We start from the raw sequence: 23,381 nt of genomic DNA, 5'->3' as shown, positions 1-23,381 counted from the left end.
AAAGCAACCCACGGAACATGATTATACAACTGAGCGATATTATCTAGGACTAGATTCAAATCGTGAAATTGAGCGAAAGATGCAACAAGCACGTTCTAGTCGAAATGTTGAAGCACAAGTGAATGTCATTTGTATTGATATTCGGAACTACTATAAAAATGTAATTGCTTTAAATCAGGCTAACCGACATTTTAATCCTAAAAAAATTGATCCTGAGACAAAGAGATATCAAAAGTTATTAAATGACTTAACGGTAACGAAAGCCTGTCCTTAAATAAAATTTAATAATTTCACTTTCTTAAGATTTCCTAAAATTAACATAATACAGGTTATACGAAATTATTTTTACTTCTCTTTTTAAATCAGCATATTAGCTCATACTAAGAAGTCAAAATCACCTGATTTGGACTTCTTTATGGATTTCTCATGTTCCACGCTCATTATTAAGTCCTTGTTTCACACAATTTTTTACTCAAACTCGGTAGTGTTCAAAAATCTGTGTCATTTCAATAAACTGAATCAAACAGGAAATGACACATCATGGCAAACAACTTTGATTTCGAAGCAGCTTTAAAACAATTACAATCAGGACAACCCCTCACTGGTGAAAACGGTATCCTGACACCACTAATCAAACAGCTGACAGAAGCGGCTTTAAATGCTGAAATTGAAAACTATCTGGAAGAAAATCCTAAACCATCCAATCGCAGGAATGGTTACTCTCGCAAGACCGTAAAATCATCCTCCGGTTCATTTGAACTGGAAACACCTCGTGATCGCACTGGTGATTTTGAGCCTCAACTCGTCAAGAAAAATCAAACCAAACTCTCTGAAGAGATCGACAGTAAAGTCATCTCACTGTTTGCGCTCGGCATGAGCTACCGTGATATTCAAAAACATATTGCCGATATGTATGCACTGGATATTTCCGAGGGTGCCATTACCAATATTACAGACAAGCTAATCCCCGAATTACGTGCCTGGCAACAGAGGCCGCTTGATGCCGTATATCCCTTTGTGTGGCTCGATGCCATCCATTACAAGATCAAGGATGAAGGCCGTTATGTCAACAAAGCCGTTTATACCGTGCTGGGATTAAATACCGAAGGCCATAAAGAACTGCTGGGTCTTTACCTATCAGAAAGTGAAGGTGCTAATTATTGGCTCAGCGTACTCACAGATTTGCAGAACCGTGGCATACAAGACATTCTGATCGCCTGCGTTGATGGGCTTAAAGGCTTCCCTGAAGCAATTGCTGCGATATTTCCGCAGACAGAAGTGCAGTTATGTATTATTCACCAAATCCGCAATAGCTTGCGTTATGTGGCCAGTAAGGATCAAAAAGCCTTTATGGCTGATCTGAAGCCTGTTTACCGAGCAGATACCAAGCAGGCAGCTGAAATGGCGCTAGATGAGCTGGAAGCCAAATGGGGGGATAAATACGAGAAAGTCATTCGTTCATGGCGTGAAAAATGGCATTTACTCAGTGCCTATTTCAAATATCCGAAAGCGGTTAGGAAGCCAATTTATACCACCAATGCGGTTGAAGCAGTACATCGCCAATTCAGAAAACTGACCAAAACCAAGGGGGCTTTCCCGAATGAAAATAGCCTGCTGAAATTGCTGTATATTGGCATTCAACAGGCTTCTGAAAAATGGACAATGCCGGTGACAAACTGGGGGCAAACCATCACACAGTTATCGATTTACTTTGAAGGCAGGCTCGATGATATAATTAAACTCTAGCCAATTCGGCTGACACAGAATTTTGAACGCTCTCTCAAACTCAAAAATCATCTTCTCCAAAGAAATCCCCTTCCCTCATAGCCACACCCCCCTAAATTTTGTAGAATATGCGTTTTACCCCATGGTGCTTTTTTATGACCGCTTGGACTGCGCATGTGACTGTTGCCACCGTTGTTGAAAAAGACGGTAAATTTCTGTTCGTAGAAGAACAGACTGAAGGCGTTACACATACTGTCTTTAACCAGCCTGCAGGTCATGTAGAAGCCGGTGAAACCATTATTGAAGCAGCGGTTCGCGAAACCCTGGAAGAAACCGGATACGATGTACGTATTCAGGCTTTACTGGGCATTTATACCTATACCCCGCCCATGTTTCCAGATCGTACCTATTACCGTTTCTGCTTTCTGGCCGAAGCCATTCACCATCATGCAGATGCACAGCTAGACACTGGTATTGTCCGTGCCGTCTGGATGAGCCCGGATGAACTGCTTGAATCGGCCCGCGCCCGCAGTCCTTTGGTGATTAAAGCCGTACAGGATGCTCAGGCCGGACAAAAATATCCTTTATCGCTCATTTACGAGCACCAAAATTCTCCCTTAATTCATAGTGTGGATGCCTAATCCTATGCAACAACGTGTCATCGTCGGTATGTCAGGTGGTGTAGATTCTTCTGTTTCTGCAGCACTCCTCCTTCAACAAGGTTATCAGGTTGAAGGATTGTTCATGAAAAACTGGGAAGAAGATGATGGCACGGAATACTGTACAGCCATGGAAGATCTGGCCGATGCCCAGGCCGTATGCGATAAAATTGGCATCAAACTGCACACCGCCAACTTTGCCATGGAATACTGGGATCGGGTTTTCGAGCACTTCTTGGCAGAATACGCCGCTGGCCGTACCCCTAACCCGGACATTCTGTGCAATAAAGAAATCAAATTCCGTGCGTTTTTAGATCATGCCATTAACCTGGGTGCTGACTTTATTGCCACAGGTCACTACTGCCGTCGTGGTGAAACCATGACCAACTCTAAAGGTGATCAATATGCACCTTTATTGCGTGGTGTCGACAACAACAAAGATCAGACTTACTTCCTGCATGCAGTACATGGTCGTGAAATTAACAAGACCCTGTTCCCTGTCGGTGAAATTGAAAAGCCACAAGTACGTAAAATTGCAGAAGAATTGGGCTTGGCGACTGCAAAGAAAAAAGACTCCACTGGTATCTGTTTTATTGGTGAACGCCGCTTTAATGACTTCTTAAAACAATATTTACCCGCACAACCCGGAAAAATCGTGCTGGAAGATGGCAAAGAGGTTGGTGAACATCACGGCTTAATGTACTATACGCTCGGTCAACGCGGTGGTATTGGTATTGGCGGCATGAAAGGTGCAGCTGAAGGTGCCTGGTTTGTACTGCATAAAGATGTAGCCGGCAATCGTCTGGTGGTTGGTCAAGGTCATGATCATCCACTGATGCAAAGCACGATTCTGTGGAGCGAATCCATTGACTGGGTCGCAGGTGAACAGGATATTCCTGACACCGGTTTCCGCTGCACGGCAAAAACCCGCTATCGCCAACCTGACCAAGACTGCGTATTATTTAAAGATCCAGAAACACCAAATGGTGTACGTGTTGAATTTGATCAGCCACAACGTGCAGTAACACCAGGTCAAAGCGTGGTGTTCTACGCAGGTGAAGTGTGCTTAGGGGGTGGCGTGATCCATCATACCAATGCCCCTCACCCGGATTTTGTTTAAAGGATTGTTTCGGCATGACAGAGTTACCGTTTCAACAGCCTCGAACTCTGAATGTTCGCCAGAATCGTGCTTTGGCCCTCGCTGCTGTGTTTCAGGCCACGCAGCTGACCCATATGACCGCACTGACTGGCCGACAAAGTATTGGCGATAGCGGTAACTTTTATCTGGAGCGCCTGATTCAGGCCAGCCTGAATATCCGTCCAAGTAATAATCAGAGTGGCCAAACCTTAGACTTTTTTAGTCAGCTGGCCGATATCTCCCTTGGTTTAAAAACCCTCGAAAATAGCATTACCCATCCGTTTACCACCTCACCCAAATCCAGATTACCGAAAATGTCCAATGCCAAGTTGCCGATGTCCTATGCCATGGCGCTGCTGCAACTGGAAAAGAAAGTCTATAGTAATCCGCAATTTGTTGAAATTATTGAGCAATCCCAGCAAAAAATCTTAAAACAGCTGTCCTTTTTTGATAATAACTATTTACATCCAAGTATTCTCGCCAATCTTGCCCAAACCTATGTTGATACTGCTGGACAGATTAATCCGCGGATTATGGTGCGTGGCAATGCCGAGGCCTTTAAAGATTCTGCCCATACCAACCGTATTCGTGCCTCGCTATTTACCGGCCTGCAAATGGCACATTTGTGGCGTCAACTCGGTGGCAGCTCATGGGCGATGATTTTTAGCAAACGCAAACTGCTTCAAGATATTCAGGATCTTGCCCGTTTACAGTATCAGGTGGTCTGATCTGTACGGACATTTGTTTTAGGTTTAGTTCCAAAGTTTAAGGAATCGTTATGAACGCTTTAACTGCACTTTCTCCATTAGATGGACGTTATGCGAGCAAATGTGATGCTCTTCGTCCTTTCCTTTCTGAGTTTGGTTTAATCCATGCTCGTGTGACTGTTGAAGTGCGTTGGTTACAAGCGCTTGCGAACCGTCCGGAAATTACTGAAGTCCCAGCTTTTTCTGCAGAAACCAATGCGGCCTTAGATGCGATTGTGGCAAATTTCTCTGAAGAAGATGCGAACCGCATTAAAGAGATTGAACGTACCACTAACCACGACGTTAAAGCGGTTGAATATTTCCTGAAAGAAAAAATCGCCAACATCGACGAGCTGAAAAATGCCGGTGAATTCATTCACTTTGCTTGTACTTCTGAAGACATCAACAACCTGTCACACGCGTTAATGCTGAAAAACGGCCGTGATGTACTGGTTGCATCTATGCAGCAAATCATTGACTCAATTGTGGCGCTGGCTGAAAAACATGCTGATCAACCCATGCTGTCTCGTACACACGGTCAAACAGCTAGCCCAACCACTTTGGGTAAAGAAATGGCCAACGTGGCGTACCGTTTAGCGCGTCAAATCAAGCAATTCAACAATGTTGAACTGCTGGGTAAAATCAACGGTGCAGTGGGTAACTACAACGCTCACCTGTCTGCCTATCCAGACATCAACTGGCCTGCACATTCACAAGCATTTGTTGAATCTTTAGGTTTAACTTTCAACCCGTACACCACGCAAATTGAACCGCATGACTATATGGCGGAACTATTTGATGCGCTGCGTCGTTTCAACACCATCTTAATCGACTTTAACCGTGACGTTTGGGGTTATATCTCGCTGGGCTTCTTCAAACAAAAACTGAAAGAAGGCGAAGTCGGTTCTTCAACCATGCCGCACAAAGTCAACCCGATTGACTTCGAAAACTCTGAAGGTAACCTGGGTATTGCCAATGCTGTTCTTGCGCACCTGGGCGAAAAACTTCCAATTTCTCGCTGGCAGCGTGACTTAACCGACTCAACTGTACTTCGTAACATGGGTGTTGGTTTTGCACAGAGCTTGATCGCATTTGAAGCCTGCTTAAAAGGTATTGGTAAACTAGAACTGAATGCTGACCGTATTCTGGAAGACCTGGACAATGCACAAGAAGTATTGGCTGAACCGATTCAAACGGTTATGCGTCGTTACAACGTTGAAAAACCATACGAAAAATTAAAAGCGCTGACTCGTGGTCAAGCGATGACTCGCGACATGATGGTGAGCTTCGTCAACGGTAACGAACTCGAAGCTGTTCCGGCTGCGGATCGTGCACGTTTAGCTGAAATGACCCCTGCATCTTACACCGGTAATGCAGCTGAACAGGCAAAACAGATTAAAGATTTGATTGCTAAAATCTAATGAAATGATTTGAGTTTTTCACAACATCTTCTTTCTTCCTCTGGGAGAAATATAAAGAGGGTGTAATCTTGAAAAACTCAGCATCAAAAAGCGAAGCTCCGGCTTCGCTTTTTTATTATGATAATTATAAATCCCAATCCTATAACCAGAATGATCGACTACCAATTACAGGCCAAACATTGGCTAATGCTGGCCCTATTAGGCCTGGCCATGCTGCTTGCCAGTATCAACCCGATGGAATTTTCAGCCTATGTGCTACATCAGGTTGGAACGATCCTCATGCTAATTGTGCTGCTATTGCTCTTCAAAAAAGTCGGTCTAAGCTTTTCCAGTTTTGTTTTCTATCTCACCTTTCTGTTGATTCATATTTTAGGCGCACATTACCTCTATTCTTATGTGCCCTATAACGACTGGCTGCTGCATTACTTCGGCTTTGATTTAAACCAGTGGCTGGGCTGGGAACGCAATATGTATGATCGCTTTGTGCATTTTGCCTATGGGGTGCTGCTCTACCCGCTGTTTTTCCGCTTACATCGGCTGGGCTTTCCTAACGCCAAAGACTGGATGATCTTTCTGCTGGTCGTGCAATGGGTTATGAGCAGCAGTTTGATTTACGAATGGCTGGAATGGTTACTCGCCATCCTCCTCTCTCCAGAAGCGGCTGAAAATTATAACGGTCAGCAAGGTGATGTCTGGGATGCGCATAAAGATATGCTCCTGGCTACGTTCGGCGCGATTCTGGCAGGAAGCTGGAGCTTATACAAAGACAGAAAAAAAGCACTCGATTGAGTGCTTTTCATGTTTCAGGACAAAATTGGATTAGAGCTTAGGATCGCGCATTTGCACCAGATTGGCACTGGCTTTGCTTAAAGTATCCATCACCTTGTTAATGACCGTAGGCACCAGAGAATCGGCCACCTGTGCGGCTTGTAGGCCGAGTTTTTCACCCAAGGTTGGCTTGCGACGGGTTTCAATGACATAAACATCATGCTGTGGCAATAACCCTAACAGGTATTCATCTGAGGTTTGCAGTTTATCGACCAGGTTCAGATCGGAAGCATCCTGACCATACCAGTGTTCACCTGTAGCGACTTTTTCAACATTGAGCTGCGGACGGTACTTTTCAACAAAGTGCTTGAACAGGCTGTGAGTTTGTTGCAACTCTTCTTCAAACTTGGCCTTGCCTTCTTCGGTATTTTCACCAAACATGGTCACGGTGCGTTTGTATTGACCAGCCGTATACAGTTCAAAATCTATATTGTGCTGTTTCAGCAGGCGGTTAAAGTTTGGCACCTGTGCCACTACGCCAATTGAACCCACAATAGCAAACGGTGCAGAGATAATTTCATTGGCGATACAAGCCATCATATAGCCACCGCTAGCAGCGACTTTATCAACACAGATGGTCAAATGAAAACCGGCATCACGCAGACGTACCAGTTGTGCAGCGGCTAAACCATAACCATGTACCATCCCGCCCGGACTTTCCAAACGTACCACCACGCGGTCACGTCCAGCTTTGGCGGTGGCCAGAATTAAGGTAACTTCTTCACGCAGATTCTCTACCGCAGAGGCGGCCATATCCCCTTTAAAATCGAGTACGTAAATTTTCTGGTTATTCTTTTTACGCAGGCGTGCCTCTTTGGACAATTGCTGGCTAAATTGCAACAGCTCCAGTTTGGAGGCCGTAGTCTGCGCTATTTTTTTTCGTTGTTCGTTAATACGCGCATTTAAATGACGGATACGAATTTCGGCAGGTAGTTTTGGGGAATGAAATAACATATAAAAATCTGTTCTCAATTTTATTTTGGCTCAACTTTAGATGAGGGCGGATATTGAGAATTCAATATTAGCGCATTTATTTGCTTAATTTAATCCACTTCCGTGTTAACCGTAGTGTCATTTTTGCAACAACTAAAAAATACAGCCCTGTTGAACAGGACGGGATTTTTAAAAGCTGGGAAAGCTCAACATTAAAACCACCAACTGGATAGCAGATGGAATGATCTGCTCCGGATTCAGCCCTTCAAACTGAAATCTATTTAGGGTCTCATTTTAAGCATTATGATAGGTTAGATAATCCATCAAATCCACTATGACCCTCCCCCTACCCCTCAACCAGAGCCATAAAAAAACCGCAAATATTGATTTGCGGTTTTTGTATATACAGCGGTTGGCAATTAACCAAAACGGCCTGTAATGTACGCTTCCGTTAATTGATGGTCTGGTTGAGTAAAGACCTTTTCAGTCGAGTTCACTTCAATCAGATCACCCAGGTGGAAGTATGCGGTACGGTCTGATACACGCGCTGCCTGTTGCATCGAGTGCGTAACAATCGCAATGGTGTACTGGGTAGACAGCTCAGAAATCAGTTCTTCAACTTTTGCAGTTGCAATCGGGTCCAGTGCTGAACATGGTTCATCCATCAGAATGACTTCTGGTGAAACCGCAATGGTACGCGCGATACATAAACGTTGCTGCTGACCACCTGATAGACCGGTACCTGGCTGGCTTAAACGGTCTTTAACTTCATCCCACAGACCAGCTTTACGCAGGCTGTTTTCAACAATTTCTTCAAGATCGTATTTGTCACGCGCCAAACCGTGCAGTTTCGGGCCGTAAGCCACGTTTTCAAAAATTGATTTCGGGAACGGGTTTGGCTTCTGGAACACCATACCCACCTGAGCACGTAGCAACACCACGTCCAGGTTCGGATCATAAATATCCTGATTATCCAGCATGACTTTACCGGTAACGCGGCATGAATCAATGGTGTCATTCATACGGTTTAAGGTACGAAGGAAAGTCGATTTACCACAACCTGATGGACCAATGAAGGCAATGACTTCATTTTCATAAATGTTCAGGTCAATGCCTTTAATTGCTTCAGATTCACCATAGTACACATGAACATCCGAGGTGCTGAGTTTGACATTGTTCGATTTGGCTTCTTTTTTGCTCGCCGCCTGGGTATCAAACTGAGACACAAACGAAGTTGCAGGCTGTTTGTGTTCTTCGCCTTCGGTTGACGTAAATTGTGTTTGCTCTGGATTCACTGCTTTATCCTGTTCTAAGGAATTCGGTTTGTCTGTGCTTAATACAGTAGTCATATTTTGCCCTCAATTACCAACGTACTTCAAATTTCTTACGTAACCAGATCGCCAGACTGTTCAGGCCGATCATGAGTGCAAGAAGTACGATAATGGCGGCAGCGGTACGTCCTTCAAAGAAGTTACGCAATTCATTGCCCTGCCATAGGAAAATTTGTACCGGTAATGCGGTAGATTGATCAAATGGAGATGCCGGTACGCTCGCAACGAAGGCACTCATACCAATTAATAGAAGTGGTGCGGTTTCACCCAATGCTTGTGCAACACCAATAATCGCACCGGTTAAAATCCCTGGTAATGCCAGTGGCAATACATGATGGAATACGGTTTGTAGACGTGATGCACCCAAGCCCAATGCAGCCTGACGAATAGATGGCGGCACCGCTTTTAGTGAAGCACGTGTGGTAATAATTACGGTTGGTAAAGTCATTAAACTTAGAACTAGACCACCCACCAGTGGCGCAGATAACGGTAAATGCATCCAGCCAATGAAGATGGCAGCACCCAACAGACCAAATACAATCGATGGAACTGCGGCCAGGTTGTTAATGTTCACTTCAATAATATCAGTAATGACATTTTTTGGTGCAAATTCTTCCAGGTAAATTGCAGATGCCACACCAATTGGAATCGAGATAAAGATCACGATCAGCATCATGAACACTGAACCCATGAAGGCACCAGCCAAACCAGAAGTTGCAGGCGAACTACGCGAGTCCGGGCTGACAAAGATGTTGGTATTGAAAGTATTTTCTATAATACCTTGGGCTTTCAGATCATCTGCCAGCTGACGGATTTCCGGGCTTAGCTGCTGCTGTTCTGCCGGCAGGTCACGGTCAATATTGCCCGCAAGCCATACATCTACATTGGCATCGGCCAGAATTTTCACTTCTTTGGTTTGACCAATCAGCGATGGATCTGCCAGTACCATATCACGTAAGCGATAGGTTTCAGAACTGGTGTACATGTAGCCTAAATCATCACGCTTGGCTTCAAGCGCCGCATCTTTAGCGACGATACCATTAACGATAAGCACATCCCAATCGACCATACCCATTTCAGTCTGCCAGGCAATCATACGGTCATTAAATTGTGCCGGAGATTCACCTGCCTGCTGTTTTGGCTGGGCGCCCACATTAATAATGCTTGGGTCAAAGTAGACTGGCACTGCCATACTGCTTTGCCAGAATGCCGGTAAACCTTTGGCCAGAATACTGCCGAACAGTAACACGACAAAGAATAAACCTGCCAGTACCGAGGCCAGACCAAACATGCGGAAAGTGCTTTCTTTACGATGGCGTTTTGCTAACGAGCTTTCAATTTTCTGTTTACGTTGTGCGCGTAATTCAGCGGCCGCCCGTGGATCAAGCGGTTGTTGATCCATTGAAGTAGTATTTGAAGTACTCATTAGTCGTATTGCTCACGATATTTACGCACGATGTAAAGTGCCACAATGTTCAAACACAAGGTAATAACAAACAGGGTTAAACCTAATGCGAACGCCACCAATGCCTGCGGACTTGCGAAGTCGGTATCACCGGTTAACTGGTTAACAATCGTCATGGTCACGGTTGCAACCGCTTCTAGCGGGTTGGCATGTAGTAACGGACTGTTACCTGCGGCCAGGACCACAATCATGGTTTCACCAATTGCACGAGATGCAGCCAGCAAGAAGGCGCCGATAATCCCTGGCAAGGCAGCCGGCATCACCACTTTACGAATGGTTTCCGACTTAGTCGCACCCAGACCCAACGAACCATCACGTAGAGCACGTGGTACCTGGGTAATGATGTCATCAGATAAAGACGATACAAATGGAATGATCATAATGCCCATTACCAGACCGGCAGTTAAAGCACTAGTAGCATTGATATCAATACCCAGCAATGCACCGGCACTTTTCAGGAATGGACCAATAATCATTAAGGCAAATACACCATATACAATGGTCGGAATACCGGCCAACACTTCAATGGTCGGTTTTGCCCATGAACGGAATTTCGGAGATGCATACTCTGCCAGGTAAATGGCAATCATCAGACCAATAGGTACTGCAACCAGCAATGCAATCGCACTGACCAGCAAGGTTCCCCATAACAGCGGTAACAGACCATATTCACCATCGGCACTACCGGTGGTACTAAAACCTGGGTTCCACTGGGTACCAAAGAAGAAGTCCATTGGGCTGACGAAGCTAAAGAAGCGCATGGCTTCCCCGAACATCGACATCACGATACCAACGGTGGTCAGAATGGCCACACCAGAACAGAGGGCTAAAGAAATGTTAATGATCTTTTCAACCTGGTTACGGGCACGGTACTGTTGAGAGACACGTTTTTTCGCCCATAGCAAACCAATTAACGCTGCACAAATCACAACGGCCAGTTTGATATAAGAACCAATGGTTTCAAATTTTGCTAATTGTTCAGCAGCTGCCAGTTCATAGGCGGCTGGTGTATCAGTGACACCAAAGCCAGAAGCCAGTGCTTGCACACGGTCTACCAGAACGCTGGTGCTGGCTGCATTCAGGTTGGCAGCAACATCTGCCGGTACATGACTCAGTACTACCTGTTCCAAAATGGTTGGTTCAACCAGATTCCAAACAATCAAAATTAAAAAAGCAGGGATCGCACACCACAACGCCACCAACGCACCATAATAACCAGGGCGTGAGTGCAACATTGCAGAATTATTTCCCTTACCTGCTAGGTTACGGCTTTTGCTTAACCCGATTTGATAGGCTATGGCAATAATTGCCAGTAACACACCTATGAGTAGCAGATTCATGTATTCTCCACCGTTTTTTCAATTTTCATTATTTGAAAAAACATTTCTCTTCGCAAAAAGCTGATGGCAGGAAACCCTGCCATCAGCTGTTTTAACCACAATTATTTAACAGCTTTACCTGCTTTGAAGTTCGCCAGGATTTGCGCACGTTCTTTGTCAGATAAAGAGATCAGACCTGCTTTGTCTAACTTAGAACCTTTACCAGATACTTTCTTGCTTAAGAAGAATTCTGTGTACTGTTGTAAGCCTTTGATTGATTTCAGGTGCTCACCTTTCACGTAGAAGAACAATGGACGTGAAACAGGGTAAGAACCGTTCAGGATTGTTTGCTCAGATGGCGCAACGTTGTTTACAGTTGCAACACGTAGCTTGTCACGGTTTTGGTCATAGAAACCTAGACCGAATACACCCACTGCACTTGGAGAAGTTCTTAAACGTGCCAGTGTTTCAGTGTAGTCACCAGCGATTTCAATCACACGGCCATCTTTACGGAAAGTTGTACATGCTTTTTTCTTCGCATCTTTGTCTAATGCTTTGATTGCTGCATAAGCTTCACAACCTGCATCAACCATTTTCTCTTGGAACACTTCACGTGTACCGTGGTTAGATGCTGGAATTACCAGAGTAATTGGTTCGTTTGGAAGTGATTTGTCAATCTGGTTCCAACGTGTATATGGGTTAGCAACCATTTTACCTTTCGATGGAAGCTCAGCAGCCAAAGCAGCAAATACATGGTAAGGTTTTAATTTATAAGCAGCTTTGTTTGAGTTTGACGCGAATACGATACCGTCATAACCAATTTTAACTTCTAAGATCTGGTTCACGCCTGCTTTTTTACATGCAGCGATTTCTGAATCTTTAATTTGACGAGATGAGTTTGCGATATCAATTGTGTTATCGCCCACACCGTTACAGAACTGTTTCAAACCACCTGAAGAACCGCCAGAACCAACAACAGGCGCTTTGAATTGTGGGAATGTGTTACCGAACTCTTCTGCTACAATACTTGCGTAAGGCAATACTGTAGAAGAACCAGCGATTTGGATGGTGTCACGAGCTGCGTTCGCAGTTGTTGCTACAGCTGCCCCAGATAGTGCTAATGCAAGTGCGATATTGGTAAAGCGCATTCTGTTCTCTCTCAATTTATGCAAATTCGGAGTACGCCACTTTTTATTAAGTTTTGTACTTATTTCGTTATGTGCATTGTGAGTTTAAAATATGACAATAAAGTTACACCTTTATGACACTTTAATGATGTTTTATTTTGCAGCTTGTTTTTATAGTTTCTAGAAGCCTGCTTTATACCAAAATATTAACTTAAGATAATGATTTTAATAACATTTAACTACCTTATTAAAATTTCGAAAGATGTCTAAAAAAATATGAAAGCGCTGTAAAAATATGACAAAATGCCAATCCAGCACCGGTTCACTTTCTTACAATTGTCATAATTCTCTCTGGTTGATGACAACCACCCGATATTCTATAAAAAGCGAAATTGATTGTTTTTCTTAAACTTAATATATTCATCTGTTGCCTGAAACACACGTTATCAGCCAATTGATCACTTCACTGTACTCAGCCACTTTATTCACTTCTATCCCCTTCTTTTGGCCCGTTTGGCTTGTTAACAGATACATGACATTCATCTTCATTTTTTTCAATTCAATGACCCGAGATAAAAAAAAGAGGCCCTATAGGCCTCTCTTTCTTTGCAGCATGCGATTAAGCGATTGGTGGTGTGTAAGTACCATCTGCAATTGAAGCTTTAATACGCTCTGCTTCTGCCAGTACAAGTGCCAGCAGGTTTTTCACGTTGTCTAGTGTTGCAACCGGGCTTAACGTGGTCATTTTCAATGATTGCACCTGACCCACTTTGGTTACACCAATATTCGCTTCACCACGCGCAAACAATTCATCTGCGACGTTCTGGTTCAAGGCATCGACAAATTCAGCCGGATAGCCTTCAGGCACCACACGGAACAATACCGATGCAAATTGCGGCTCTACCAGCAGCTCAAGACCATCTGTTGCTTTAATATAAGCAGCAACATCACGGGTTAAATCCACACCATGATCGATCATTGAACCATAAAGCTCTTCGCCCAAGGCTTCAACTGTCATCCACAATTTCAAGGCATCAAAACGACGCGTGGTTTGCAGTGACTTCGATACCAGGTTTGGTACGCCATGTTCTTCATCATAAGCAGAGTTCAGATACTCAGCTTCATAATGCATGAAACGGTAGTTGGCTTCGTCTTTTAACAAGAACGCACCACATGAAATGGTCTGGAAATAATGCTTGTGGAAATCAAGCGTCACAGAATCCGACAATTCGATGCCATCGAGCATAGAACGATAGTCATTCGACAGAATCAGTGCACCACCCCACGCCGCGTCAATGTGCATCCACGCGCCATATTTGTTGGTGATTTCACGAATTTCTTTTAATGGATCAATCGCGCCCGCATCGGTTGTACCTGCAGTTGCCACCACACATGCCACAATTTTGCCTTCAGACTGAAGGTGTGCCATGGTTTTCTCAAGTGCAACCACATCCATCTGTGCATTGTCATTCACAGGAACGGTCACCACAGACTGGAAGCCCATGCCCATCATCGCCATGTTCTTTTGCACAGAGAAGTGTGCGTTTTCAGAACAGATAACTTTGACATTACGCATTGCATCCGCCGGTACACCATCACGCTGCACTGACCACGGCTTGCCGTTTTCATCTTTCCAGTTTTTCGCGATGCAGGCATCACGCGCCAGCAGTACACCCATCAGGTTAGACTGCGTACCACCTGAAGTGAATACACCGGCCTGACCTGAACCGTAACCGACTTTTTGGCGTAACCAGTCGATTAACTGCACTTCCATTAATGAACCGGCCGGGCTTTGATCCCATGAGTCCATGGACTGGTTAGTGGCGTTAATTAATACTTCTGCGATCTGGCTGGCCACCATGGTTGGACAGTGCAAATGCGCCAGTGAATGCGGATGGTGAACTTTCAAGCTCTTGTTCAGGAACAGCTCGACCATGCGCTCTAAAGATTTCTGTACACCCAGACCTTCTTTCGATGGATTGAATGAAATGGCACTGCGTAGCTCTTTAATGCTACCACCGGTGTACATTTTATCGTTTTGCAACCATGCTGCGACAGCTTTTGTCGCTTGGTCCATTGCTGACTCATAGTCAGCAATAGATTGAGCATCATTGCAGAGTAAGGCTTTACGATGTTCTGCAAAATCTACCATGTATTATGCGCCTCGTACTGCTTTCAGTGCTTCAGCCACAGCTTTCTTGAAGCGGGCAATCACTTCTACACACTCTTCCTGATTAATGATCAGCGGGCAAAGTAAACGGATTACCGTACCGCCACGACCACCTTTTTCTAACAACAGTTTGTTGTCAAAACATGCAGCCTGAATTGCAGCAGCCAGTTGTGAATCTGCAGGATAAGCACCTAAACGGTCTTTTTCCTGACGCTCATCTACAATTTCAACACCAATCATTAAACCGCGGCCACGTACGTTACCGATACATGGGAATTCAACTGCCAGTTTTTTCAGTTCAGCTTGCAGGAAGTCGCCACGCTCTTGCGCATTTTGCGCCAGGTTTTGTTCTTTAATGGTGTTGATGGTCGCAAGACCAGTACCCATTGCCAGCTGGTTACCACGGAAAGTACCGGTATGGCCTGCTGGTTGCCAAGCATCAAACTTACGTTTAATCCCTAACACTGCCAGTGGCAAGCTACCACCAACCGCTTTCGACATAACCACTACGTCTGGCTCAATACCAGCATGTTCATAAGCAAACATTTTGCCTGAACGCGCAAAGCCTGCTTGAACTTCGTCAAGAATCAACACGATGTTGTGTTTTTCAGTCACTTCACGGATTTTTTTCAGCCATTTGGTAGGCGCAGTAACCACACCGCCTTCACCCTGAATTGCTTCAAGAATTACAGCAGCCGGTTTAGTAACACCGCTTTCCACATCTTCAATGAAGTTTTCGAAATAGTAAGTCAGTGCATCCACACCTGCTTCACCGCCAAGACCCAACGGGCAACGGTATTCATGTGGATACGGCATAAATTGTACGCCCGGCATTAAACCGTTTACGGCATTCTTGGCAGACAGGTTACCTGTCATTGCCAGCGAACCGTGAGTCATACCGTGGTAGCCACCTGAGAAGCTGATTACAGAGCTACGGCCGGTAAATGTTTTTGCAAGCTTGATTGCTGCTTCTGTTGCATCTGCACCAGATGGACCACAGAACTGCAAGCAATACTCTTCTTTACCACCTGGCAGGTAAGCAAGAAGCGCTTCAGTAAATGCATCTTTTAAAGGTGTAGTTAAATCTAAAGTATGTAAAGGAAGACCACTCGCGATGGTGTCTTGAATACTTTGAATCACCGCAGGATGATTATGGCCCAAAGCCAATGTACCTGCCCCAGCTAAACAATCTAGGTACGTCGTACCCTCAACATCGGTAACCCAGCAACCTTGTGCCTTCGCTATCGCTAACGGTAATTTACGAGGATAACTACGCACATTCGATTCCATCTGACTTTGGCGAGTCAAGTAGTATTCGTTTGTGGAATTGGTGGCAGGGTTTACAGAAGTAACGCTCATATCGAATTACCATCTCTGATATGGGTTGAAGAAATAAGTCGGGTGACTTGTGGTCCTTTGACTCGGTGCTTTATAAAAATCTAGTTAGATGATCTAGATAATATTCAATAACTAGGAGCGCGATAATACCTAATTTTTCAGGAAAATAAACCGCTTTTGGCATTTTATCGAGCTAATTTTATCGAAAAGTTCTATCGGTCTAACCATTAGATTTAATTATCATCTTACAATGTGACAGCAGAAAGAAAACCGCATTCTTGATATTTTTTTTAACCCTATGTAAGTTGCCTGCAGAATTAAACCCACTATTAAATATAACATATTGTTTTAAAATAAATAATCAAGCCATTCCGAGTCAGTAGATTTTATTATTTTTTTACAATCCCACCACAAACTCTGCAAAAATTAGCCATATTGCTTGGCTAATATGCTTTGATAGATAAATACCTATAAAAACAGGACAAAATCATGCGTTTTATTACTCTCTCCAGTTGCCTATTGGCTGCTGCAGTTTCAGGTAGTGCCTTGGCGCAGACCACCGAAAAACTGAACTATAACCTGATCAATGTTCAGGCAGAAGCCAGCCGTCAGGTATCCAATGACCAGATGAATGCAGTGCTGTATATCGAGCGCAGTCATAAACAGCCTTCTGAACTGGCCAATCAGATCACCCAAATTATGAATCAGGCGATGGCCACAGCGCGAAAATATCCAACGGTTAAAGTAGAAAGTGGTTCACAGTCGACTTATCCGGTTTATGACAATGACAGTCAGAAACTGAAAGAATGGCGCGGTCGTGCCGAAATTCATCTGGAAAGTACCGACTTTAAAGCCGCCAGCCAGCTCATTGGCGAGCTGCAGCAGCGCCTGCAAACTCAATCAGTACATTTTAGTGTGTCAGATAGCCAGCGTAAGAAAGTCGAAAATGAGCTACTAGTTGAAGCTTCGAAAAACTTCCAGCAACGCGCACAGTTATTGACCCAGGCCTGGAATAAATCAGGCTATCAACTGGTCAATCTGAACATGAATACCAATAACTATACCCCGCGCCCGATTGCAATGCGCGCCAATACCGCCAAGTTTGCAGTGGCTGAAGCAGCACCTGCACCGGATATGGCTGCCGGTGAATCGAAGATGACGGTGAATGCCAACGGGACGATTCAGTTTAAGTAAATTGCTCGTTACCTCTATTTCCAAAATAAAAAATCCCGCTCGGAAGCGGGATTTTTGTATTTCTTAAGTTGAATCTGTATGGCTTAGTAAATCGCCATATGATTGTGATTTATAATAGATTTAACCTCATGTTTTTATTATATTTTATTTTCTCATTTAAATTTTAACCTCCAGCCTAACCTCCAGCACTCTAAAAAAATCACAAAATACTTTTGATTGCAGATACGTGCATCCAGTCGCGTGTGCTTGGCCGCGGTTGGAGATTTTAAATAAGCTGCTCCTCTTATTGGTGGCTCAGGTATGGTCATCTTGACCACTGGGGGGATTATTGTTCTTCAGCACATCAAAGATAAGGAACCGGCCTGCTAAACTCACTTTAATTCTATTGGGATTTTGAGCCCTAAAACCACAAGTTAGCAGTGTTGTGCGCGCGCGCGTGTGAATACATCAAGTTTAATAAATAGTCAATTCAGGCGTGTTTTACTTTAACTTCTCTTTAACATATTCGTGTGGGACAATTTTTTTTGCGAATGCAGAGGGCGCGGTATCCGTAAAATAGACTTCATTTTTAACAATCAAAAGCCCCCACCCACTGCATTCTCCTGACTGGTTTTAACCTTGTGGCAATCCACACATAAACTTTTTAAATTACTCATTGCATCCGTTCCACCTAAAAACAATGGGATTGTATGGTCTACTTCTAAACTTATGCTGACCAGTCCGCAGTGCTGGCATGTATATTTATCTCTCAATAAAACTTCTAATCGTAACTTGCGCCATGATCTGCCACGATTTCGCTTATTTGCAGTCACATTGCTTATGGGTTGGCTCGTCTTTAATGTCTGCAATCTTGGTTTTAATGTTGGTAGTTTTGCCATTGTTCTATCCTAAATAAAAAAGTGATGGGACTGGCCCACCACTTGTATTGAATAACTATGCTTTAAAGAATCCAATCTGACCGCCCTTGATATTTTTCCAAATATCCAAAGCTGTTTTTACTTTCGGGTTTTGCCTGTTGTTCTTCAGATATATATCAAAATCATTTCGATAAATATGGAACTTCATAGCTATGCGGATCAGTTCCAGCTTGGCCTCGTTGTCTGCATATTTGCACAGTACCAATGCCACACCCTCTAAAGGCAATGTCTGCACACTAGATATAAAGTTAATTTCTTCAGGCTCCATTTGTCGGCCTGAATGCAACAATACTTCCACTGGCTGCGGTGCTGCATTGCAATTGCTTTTCAATCTTGCTGATCTTGCTGATCTTGTTGGTTTCATAATCTACCTATAAGAAAAAAGAGGCAATCAAGCCTCTCCTTTCACACATCAACCTTATTAACCTTCCGCCACCTCGGCTACTGTCACCTTCACGATTGCACCATCAATAAAGTTTGCAAACGATGCTCGTAGCTCTACACGGATTCGGGTCATGTTCTGATCCATTAGGGTCATATCATCAATCTTGATTGTAAGCTGCTCACGGTCAAGGACTGCGATTTGTTCCATGTCTAGGACATAAGCTTCATCACGTGGACAAGCTGCACTTTCGATAATTCGTAACGTCCACATATCTGACAATCCTGGGAGGCCATTGCTCGATAGAACATAACCGCCACCATCTTGCTTCACGCCTACCATCTGTTGCAGTGTTACTGGATTCACAATTACAACACTTGGTTGCAATCCTGCTTCTTTGGCTTCTGCTCGCGCTTCACCGATTGCATCAACCAACAAAGTTCCTGCTTCAGCTTCATGCGCTTTCGCGTGTTTTGCAAAGCCTTCAATACTTGAGCCAGTGCCATCACCTTGTACAATTTCACGCTCTAGCTTTTGCAGCACACCACCACCCAGAAGGGAAATAATTGTGGCCTGTAAGCTGGTGTTATCAGAAATAACCTGATTTGATACGATTGTGGTCACTGCGATTGTGCGGTGCGTTACCGATTTCGCTTCGGTTGGAATTGATTGCTCGGCTTTGGTATCGCCTTCTAATGCTTGGTAGTCTGCTGCATTCTCATAAGTAGACATCAGCTTAACGTATTCATAAGATGCGCTTGTCGCTGGAATCACTCGCAAAGCATCAATAAGCGTTGTCGGCTTCTTAATGAAGCGGATCGCCTCTGGGTCGCGCTGCGCTTGGGTGTCATATCCAGTGGAACCAACAATGCCCAAGCCTTCAGTAGTGAGTGCTTTAATCTCAAAATTACTTGTGACTGTAACCGCGCTTGCCTGTTTGTCACGGTAGGACTTCACCTGGTCAGATTCAATAATCTTTTTAAGTGCCTTACTGCCTGACTTTTCCTCGAATGAACCACCACCAGGACGACGGGCAGCTTTTTGCTCTAATTCTAGAACAACGGCCTTTAGTTCTGCCGTATCGCCCTTAATAGCATCAACCTGATTTTTAAATTCTTTGGCTAAAATTTCAATCTGGGATAAATCTGTCATTTCTTTTCACCTTCAAACATTTGTTTAATTTCACGTAAACGAGCATTCACATATAAAGCAGCATCCATGAGAGCATTTAATTCCGCCTGCTCCTTCATGATCCGTTCGCGCTCAACGGCTTCTGCCTTTAATTGCTTAATCTCGCTTTCTTTTGCATGGTTGGCTGTTTGAAGTGCTAACAGAATCGCTCCGCCATGCTCATCAAAAAACTTCACCTTCGCAGCATCAAGCTGGCGTTTCTTCCGAACTCTTAAACTGCTTTTATTCGCCTGATTCACTCAAGCCTCCTAAATTCTTTTGTTAGTAACTTGTTACCAACACTAGCCATCATTTAGCACAATGTCAAACTTTAAGTTATATAAATTAAATTAATACATTATTTTTTATTATTAATATATTTTAGTTTGAATCATATAAATAAGTTATGTATAGTAAATCATCAAAGCATTTTTTGGAGGAATGATGTCCTCTAAATGTCTATCTCTTAAAATGTTATTGAGCTGTTGAAATTGATTTGCTGTAACGAAAAAGTCCCCGACTCGCAATTAGGGACTTTTTTTGTGTCATTGTTTCTGTTGTTGCTATTTTCTTAGTCTGAGAATCGGGCTATTTTGGCTAAAGTCGCTGTAAGCCTTGCCACGTATAGCTTTCGCCTTAGCCTATGGCTTGGCTAAAGTTGGCTAAAAAGGCTAAGATTTAATATCTATCTGCATCATTTTAGCCTTTTTAGCCTTTCTTAGCCTTTGGGTTGGCTAGAGTGAAAGTCTTAATGGGTAAGGGTTTCAGGCATTTTAGCCTTTTTAGCCCACTTTTGAGAAAAGAGGATTTAAAACCACATATTCCTTTTTCCCGATTTGCTCGATATGGATATGCTCAGCATCAATTAAGTGGTTGAGCGCAGCATCACGGTTATTTTTACTGCGTAGGTGCTTTGGATAAACAGTAGTTGAAATGGCTGATTTCAATATCTTTGATGAATCTTGCTTTTTCAACCATTCCAGCATCAGTTCGCTGTCTGACTTTTCCGCCTTGCCGTAGTAGCGCAGCCACTCATCTAAAGAGTATTTGCAAAGGTCTATAGCGTTTTGCATGATGCGAGCGTCAATATAATCAACCTCCGAGCAATACGCTAAAATTGCAGCTACTCTCAAAACATACTGATTAGTGCGTAAAGCATAAGCTCTGATAAATTCATACTTTCCACCCTTGCCAACTTCTTGACCGATATGGTTCTGATACTGAATGTGCAACCTCTCAGCATCTTGGCATTTTGTAATTATCACTCTGCCATCGTCACCAATAAAAAGTTTATTGCCGAAATATGGAGTGGTTAGCATCTTCTCGCAGAACTTCCAGTATGCTTTTAAATCCTCATCATCGTATGGTTTGATGCTCTGCTGCTCTAATGTCACTTCACGGTGCTGGAGTGGCGTAGGTGCTGCAAATAAAACTCTAGCTAAAAAACCTTGCTCACGTAGTAGAGAGTTGGTTAGGGCAGGTCTTGCAACAACATCCTGCACAGCAATATCTAGGGAAAAATATTTGTTCTCAAAAAAATGACTATCCTCCGCATTTCTTAAAAGTGCATTTCCCTTGCCAGTATCAACTAGGTCATTTAAAACGCTAATTGATTCGCCTACAGTGTCGCTTTTTAATGAGTAGCCACTAAAGAGATAGCCACCCTCGCCAGTTGCCCATATATAACTATCGCCAGCTCCGTCTGCCATCATTCTGATAATGGCTTGTGTCGTGGTTTTCTTGAATCTCGACATCGGGTTCACTGGAGCGTCACCACGCTCATCTGACTTCTTTTTACTCCAGCTTTTATGATCTGCATAAAATCGCTGCATATTTTCAGATTCGATAGCCTCACTGATTTTTGAAGCATCACTCTTACAGACATCTTTGCCCTCTCCCGATGGGAAAATAGTAAGCATGAATAAGCTACATGGCTGACCTTTTTCTGACTTGTCGCTAGGTGCTTTGATGTGTCTTTGCGCTATATATGCTTGCTCACCTAAATATGTTTGTGCTGCTACTGCTAACGGTACATTGTGGAAATGAGCGGATTTCTTAATAGCTTTTGCAATAACATCAGGGAAAGCATGAATAGGATATTCACCCTCAACATATTGGTTCGCAATGTGTAAAGGTTGTGGTTCTTCCCACTCATGCGCCTGTGGTTGCTCAAATGATTCAGGGTCTATTGATTGCTTCAATTGATTAACTTTTTCTAAAAACAGTTTTTTAATATCTGCTTTAGTAAATTCTTTAAAACTATCATCCAATTGAACAAATAAATCCTGATTCTGTTGAGGCGGATTAAAGCCCACCATCATTCTAGGTATTGATTCGGGCATACCATTGTTTACAATTTGATAAGCTGCATCAATATCTTTGTGAAGTACAACGGCCTCTCCAGCCTTAGCAAGTTGCACAAATAAATCTATATTGTCTGTACCTAGAACATACGACATATATTTATTATTTGTGTTGCTTGCGAATACTCCATTTTTACCAATCGAAAAAGATACTTTCTGAGAATCAATTTCTTTGTGGGGTGTCTGATCCGTGTCGTATTTTTTGGCAATGCCTTTGATTGCATAGCCTACAATTTTGTCCAATTGCTCAGGATTCACATAAGGGAGTGCTGTGCATTCTTCACAGTTATAACTAGGCAATTTAGAGTAAATATAGCTCTCAGGCTTAACTTTGAGATTGCGCTCATCAATACAACCTGTCGCAAAATCTTCAATCGAATGATATTCGGTTGTATTGCCTGTCACTGGGTCGGTGCTAACTGCTAAGGGAGCGTTAAGAGTGATTTTTGCATTCATTCCGCACCCCCCTTCATAACAGCATAAACCGCAGTTTCTAATGATTCTTTTAATTGTCCAGCCACTAAGAACAGGCCGTGTATAGCTGCTGCTGTGTGGCCTTTAGCTAGATTGAAATCTGATAACTCATCAATAGTGACTACAATGCCATTCGCTAAGTCGATATAAGCGGAAATATATAATTTAGTTTTTACACTGGCACTTTCAATATCTTCTAAAGCACCATTCGCCAGCACTTCACACACACTGAGCATGGCCTTTGCTTTATCATCTGAAAGGTCGCACTGGTCGTAGCTAGTGTACAAGCGAAGCAATACGCTCTCTAGTGATTCAAGATAGACTTGAGCATCTTCTAAATGATTTGCTGCTGTTTTATTGATTTGATTAGGCATGAGAATGCGCTCCTGAGTTTGTAGGAGCCTTGCCAATTACGACCAAGTAATTTAGGTGGCAAAGCTGAAAGGGGTTGGTCGACCAGTAACTCAGGTGACTGGCAAGCGCGAACGCTTCCCCCTCCAGCTCCGCCATAACATGCGAACGCATAGAGATATTACGCATACAAAAAAAGTCCATTAAGCGGACTGTATGCGCTGAGTATTCATAGCCGACCAAAGCTAACTTTGAGATTTTGCTCAAAGCAAGAGAACTATAACCAATATGATCTGGTCTTTGCAATGTGAATTTTTTAAATAGTTTCAT

General features: G+C 43.5%; 22 protein-coding genes. 8 read left to right on the top strand and 14 right to left on the bottom strand.

The window, feature by feature from the left end:
• Positions 1–79 precede the first annotated feature (79 nt).
• The 7 genes from ACVLR6_RS05090 to ACVLR6_RS05060 all read left to right on the top strand — a co-directional run bounded on the left by ACVLR6_RS05090 (position 80) and on the right by ACVLR6_RS05060 (position 6,478).
• Positions 80–274 carry a hypothetical protein gene (locus ACVLR6_RS05090; protein WP_168397354.1) on the top strand — a complete coding sequence of 65 codons (195 nt, stop codon included), beginning with the start codon at positions 80–82 and terminating at the stop codon, positions 272–274.
• A gap of 266 nt (positions 275–540) precedes the next feature.
• Complete coding sequence (locus ACVLR6_RS05085) at positions 541–1,746, top strand: IS256 family transposase (protein WP_004911237.1); 1,206 nt, start codon at positions 541–543, stop codon at positions 1,744–1,746.
• Between the two features lie 134 nt (positions 1,747–1,880).
• Positions 1,881–2,366 carry an NUDIX hydrolase gene (locus tag ACVLR6_RS05080; RefSeq protein WP_045795214.1) on the top strand — a complete coding sequence of 162 codons (486 nt, stop codon included), beginning with the start codon at positions 1,881–1,883 and terminating at the stop codon, positions 2,364–2,366.
• Between the two features lie 4 nt (positions 2,367–2,370).
• Positions 2,371–3,504 (top strand): tRNA 2-thiouridine(34) synthase MnmA, encoded by a 1,134-nt coding sequence (gene mnmA, locus ACVLR6_RS05075; protein ID WP_075166642.1) that lies wholly within the window; start codon positions 2,371–2,373, stop codon positions 3,502–3,504.
• Between the two features lie 14 nt (positions 3,505–3,518).
• Complete coding sequence (hflD, locus tag ACVLR6_RS05070; protein ID WP_005176767.1) at positions 3,519–4,250, top strand: high frequency lysogenization protein HflD; 732 nt, start codon at positions 3,519–3,521, stop codon at positions 4,248–4,250.
• Between the two features lie 50 nt (positions 4,251–4,300).
• A complete protein-coding gene (gene purB, locus ACVLR6_RS05065; protein WP_005176761.1) occupies positions 4,301–5,689 on the top strand; it encodes an adenylosuccinate lyase in 1,389 nt (462 codons plus the stop codon).
• Positions 5,690–5,839: 150 nt separating this feature from the next.
• Positions 5,840–6,478, top strand: coding sequence for a DUF2238 domain-containing protein (locus tag ACVLR6_RS05060; RefSeq protein ID WP_168397391.1), 639 nt, complete (start codon positions 5,840–5,842; stop codon positions 6,476–6,478).
• Positions 6,479–6,508: 30 nt separating this feature from the next.
• On the opposite strand, the gene sohB is transcribed toward ACVLR6_RS05060, so the two are convergent.
• The 7 genes from sohB to ACVLR6_RS05025 form a co-directional block, all read right to left on the bottom strand.
• A complete protein-coding gene (gene sohB, locus ACVLR6_RS05055) occupies positions 6,509–7,471 on the bottom strand; it encodes a protease SohB (protein WP_455995960.1) in 963 nt (320 codons plus the stop codon).
• A 398-nt stretch (positions 7,472–7,869) separates the two neighbouring features.
• Complete coding sequence (gene pstB, locus ACVLR6_RS05050; protein WP_005176754.1) at positions 7,870–8,799, bottom strand: phosphate ABC transporter ATP-binding protein PstB; 930 nt, start codon at positions 8,797–8,799, stop codon at positions 7,870–7,872.
• Between the two features lie 13 nt (positions 8,800–8,812).
• Entirely contained in the window at positions 8,813–10,207 is a 1,395-nt protein-coding gene (gene pstA / locus ACVLR6_RS05045; RefSeq protein ID WP_455995958.1) for a phosphate ABC transporter permease PstA, read from the bottom strand.
• The gene (gene pstC, locus ACVLR6_RS05040) at positions 10,207–11,586 is read right to left on the bottom strand and encodes a phosphate ABC transporter permease subunit PstC (protein WP_005176748.1); all 1,380 of its coding nucleotides are present in this window, start codon (positions 11,584–11,586) and stop codon (positions 10,207–10,209) included. Before pstC ends, pstA begins: the two co-directional genes overlap by 1 nt.
• Positions 11,587–11,687: 101 nt before the next feature.
• Positions 11,688–12,713, bottom strand: a complete 1,026-nt coding sequence (locus ACVLR6_RS05035; RefSeq protein ID WP_005176746.1) for a substrate-binding domain-containing protein — start codon at positions 12,711–12,713, stop codon at positions 11,688–11,690.
• Positions 12,714–13,311: 598 nt separating this feature from the next.
• Positions 13,312–14,844, bottom strand: coding sequence for a pyridoxal phosphate-dependent decarboxylase family protein (locus ACVLR6_RS05030; RefSeq protein WP_005176744.1), 1,533 nt, complete (start codon positions 14,842–14,844; stop codon positions 13,312–13,314).
• 3 nt (positions 14,845–14,847) lie between these two features.
• Positions 14,848–16,221 (bottom strand): diaminobutyrate--2-oxoglutarate transaminase, encoded by a 1,374-nt coding sequence (locus ACVLR6_RS05025; protein ID WP_005176742.1) that lies wholly within the window; start codon positions 16,219–16,221, stop codon positions 14,848–14,850.
• Positions 16,222–16,689: 468 nt separating this feature from the next.
• Here ACVLR6_RS05025 and ACVLR6_RS05020 point away from each other — a divergent pair, with 468 nt between their 5' ends.
• Positions 16,690–17,394 carry an SIMPL domain-containing protein gene (locus ACVLR6_RS05020; protein ID WP_104469874.1) on the top strand — a complete coding sequence of 235 codons (705 nt, stop codon included), beginning with the start codon at positions 16,690–16,692 and terminating at the stop codon, positions 17,392–17,394.
• 575 nt (positions 17,395–17,969) lie between these two features.
• Here the strand turns inward: ACVLR6_RS05020 and ACVLR6_RS05015 are convergent.
• The 7 genes from ACVLR6_RS05015 to ACVLR6_RS04985 all read right to left on the bottom strand — a co-directional run bounded on the left by ACVLR6_RS05015 (position 17,970) and on the right by ACVLR6_RS04985 (position 23,381).
• Complete coding sequence (locus ACVLR6_RS05015; RefSeq protein ID WP_168390222.1) at positions 17,970–18,272, bottom strand: HNH endonuclease; 303 nt, start codon at positions 18,270–18,272, stop codon at positions 17,970–17,972.
• Positions 18,273–18,327: 55 nt separating this feature from the next.
• The gene (locus ACVLR6_RS05010) at positions 18,328–18,675 is read right to left on the bottom strand and encodes a hypothetical protein (protein ID WP_455995955.1); all 348 of its coding nucleotides are present in this window, start codon (positions 18,673–18,675) and stop codon (positions 18,328–18,330) included.
• A gap of 57 nt (positions 18,676–18,732) precedes the next feature.
• The gene (locus ACVLR6_RS05005; protein WP_455995953.1) at positions 18,733–19,845 is read right to left on the bottom strand and encodes a phage major capsid protein; all 1,113 of its coding nucleotides are present in this window, start codon (positions 19,843–19,845) and stop codon (positions 18,733–18,735) included.
• Positions 19,842–20,123, bottom strand: coding sequence for a hypothetical protein (locus ACVLR6_RS05000; protein ID WP_174659993.1), 282 nt, complete (start codon positions 20,121–20,123; stop codon positions 19,842–19,844). The genes ACVLR6_RS05005 and ACVLR6_RS05000 overlap by 4 nt, the downstream gene beginning before the upstream one ends.
• 522 nt (positions 20,124–20,645) lie before the next feature.
• The gene (locus ACVLR6_RS04995) at positions 20,646–22,682 is read right to left on the bottom strand and encodes a DUF3987 domain-containing protein (RefSeq protein WP_455995951.1); all 2,037 of its coding nucleotides are present in this window, start codon (positions 22,680–22,682) and stop codon (positions 20,646–20,648) included.
• The gene (locus tag ACVLR6_RS04990) at positions 22,679–23,074 is read right to left on the bottom strand and encodes a hypothetical protein (protein ID WP_455995949.1); all 396 of its coding nucleotides are present in this window, start codon (positions 23,072–23,074) and stop codon (positions 22,679–22,681) included. Before ACVLR6_RS04990 ends, ACVLR6_RS04995 begins: the two co-directional genes overlap by 4 nt.
• A complete protein-coding gene (locus ACVLR6_RS04985; RefSeq protein ID WP_455995947.1) occupies positions 23,067–23,381 on the bottom strand; it encodes a hypothetical protein in 315 nt (104 codons plus the stop codon). The genes ACVLR6_RS04990 and ACVLR6_RS04985 overlap by 8 nt, the downstream gene beginning before the upstream one ends.

It is taken from the genome of Acinetobacter sp. T63 (assembly GCF_053852345.1).
Note: the sequence above shows the minus strand (reverse complement) of the source record. Positions and strands in the feature narration are given on the sequence as shown.

Coding starts and splice junctions, on each gene's coding strand:
- ACVLR6_RS05090 (WP_168397354.1), top strand. CDS start 80: ATGCAACAAGCACGTTCTAGTCGAAATGTTGAAGCACAAGTGAATGTC.
- ACVLR6_RS05085 (WP_004911237.1), top strand. CDS start 541: ATGGCAAACAACTTTGATTTCGAAGCAGCTTTAAAACAATTACAATCA.
- ACVLR6_RS05080 (WP_045795214.1), top strand. CDS start 1,881: ATGACCGCTTGGACTGCGCATGTGACTGTTGCCACCGTTGTTGAAAAA.
- mnmA (WP_075166642.1), top strand. CDS start 2,371: ATGCAACAACGTGTCATCGTCGGTATGTCAGGTGGTGTAGATTCTTCT.
- hflD (WP_005176767.1), top strand. CDS start 3,519: ATGACAGAGTTACCGTTTCAACAGCCTCGAACTCTGAATGTTCGCCAG.
- purB (WP_005176761.1), top strand. CDS start 4,301: ATGAACGCTTTAACTGCACTTTCTCCATTAGATGGACGTTATGCGAGC.
- ACVLR6_RS05060 (WP_168397391.1), top strand. CDS start 5,840: ATGATCGACTACCAATTACAGGCCAAACATTGGCTAATGCTGGCCCTA.
- sohB (WP_455995960.1), bottom strand. CDS start 7,471: ATGTTATTTCATTCCCCAAAACTACCTGCCGAAATTCGTATCCGTCAT.
- pstB (WP_005176754.1), bottom strand. CDS start 8,799: ATGACTACTGTATTAAGCACAGACAAACCGAATTCCTTAGAACAGGAT.
- pstA (WP_455995958.1), bottom strand. CDS start 10,207: ATGAGTACTTCAAATACTACTTCAATGGATCAACAACCGCTTGATCCA.
- pstC (WP_005176748.1), bottom strand. CDS start 11,586: ATGAATCTGCTACTCATAGGTGTGTTACTGGCAATTATTGCCATAGCC.
- ACVLR6_RS05035 (WP_005176746.1), bottom strand. CDS start 12,713: ATGCGCTTTACCAATATCGCACTTGCATTAGCACTATCTGGGGCAGCT.
- ACVLR6_RS05030 (WP_005176744.1), bottom strand. CDS start 14,844: ATGGTAGATTTTGCAGAACATCGTAAAGCCTTACTCTGCAATGATGCT.
- ACVLR6_RS05025 (WP_005176742.1), bottom strand. CDS start 16,221: ATGAGCGTTACTTCTGTAAACCCTGCCACCAATTCCACAAACGAATAC.
- ACVLR6_RS05020 (WP_104469874.1), top strand. CDS start 16,690: ATGCGTTTTATTACTCTCTCCAGTTGCCTATTGGCTGCTGCAGTTTCA.
- ACVLR6_RS05015 (WP_168390222.1), bottom strand. CDS start 18,272: ATGGCAAAACTACCAACATTAAAACCAAGATTGCAGACATTAAAGACG.
- ACVLR6_RS05010 (WP_455995955.1), bottom strand. CDS start 18,675: ATGAAACCAACAAGATCAGCAAGATCAGCAAGATTGAAAAGCAATTGC.
- ACVLR6_RS05005 (WP_455995953.1), bottom strand. CDS start 19,845: ATGACAGATTTATCCCAGATTGAAATTTTAGCCAAAGAATTTAAAAAT.
- ACVLR6_RS04995 (WP_455995951.1), bottom strand. CDS start 22,682: ATGAATGCAAAAATCACTCTTAACGCTCCCTTAGCAGTTAGCACCGAC.
- ACVLR6_RS04990 (WP_455995949.1), bottom strand. CDS start 23,074: ATGCCTAATCAAATCAATAAAACAGCAGCAAATCATTTAGAAGATGCT.
- ACVLR6_RS04985 (WP_455995947.1), bottom strand. CDS start 23,381: ATGAAACTATTTAAAAAATTCACATTGCAAAGACCAGATCATATTGGT.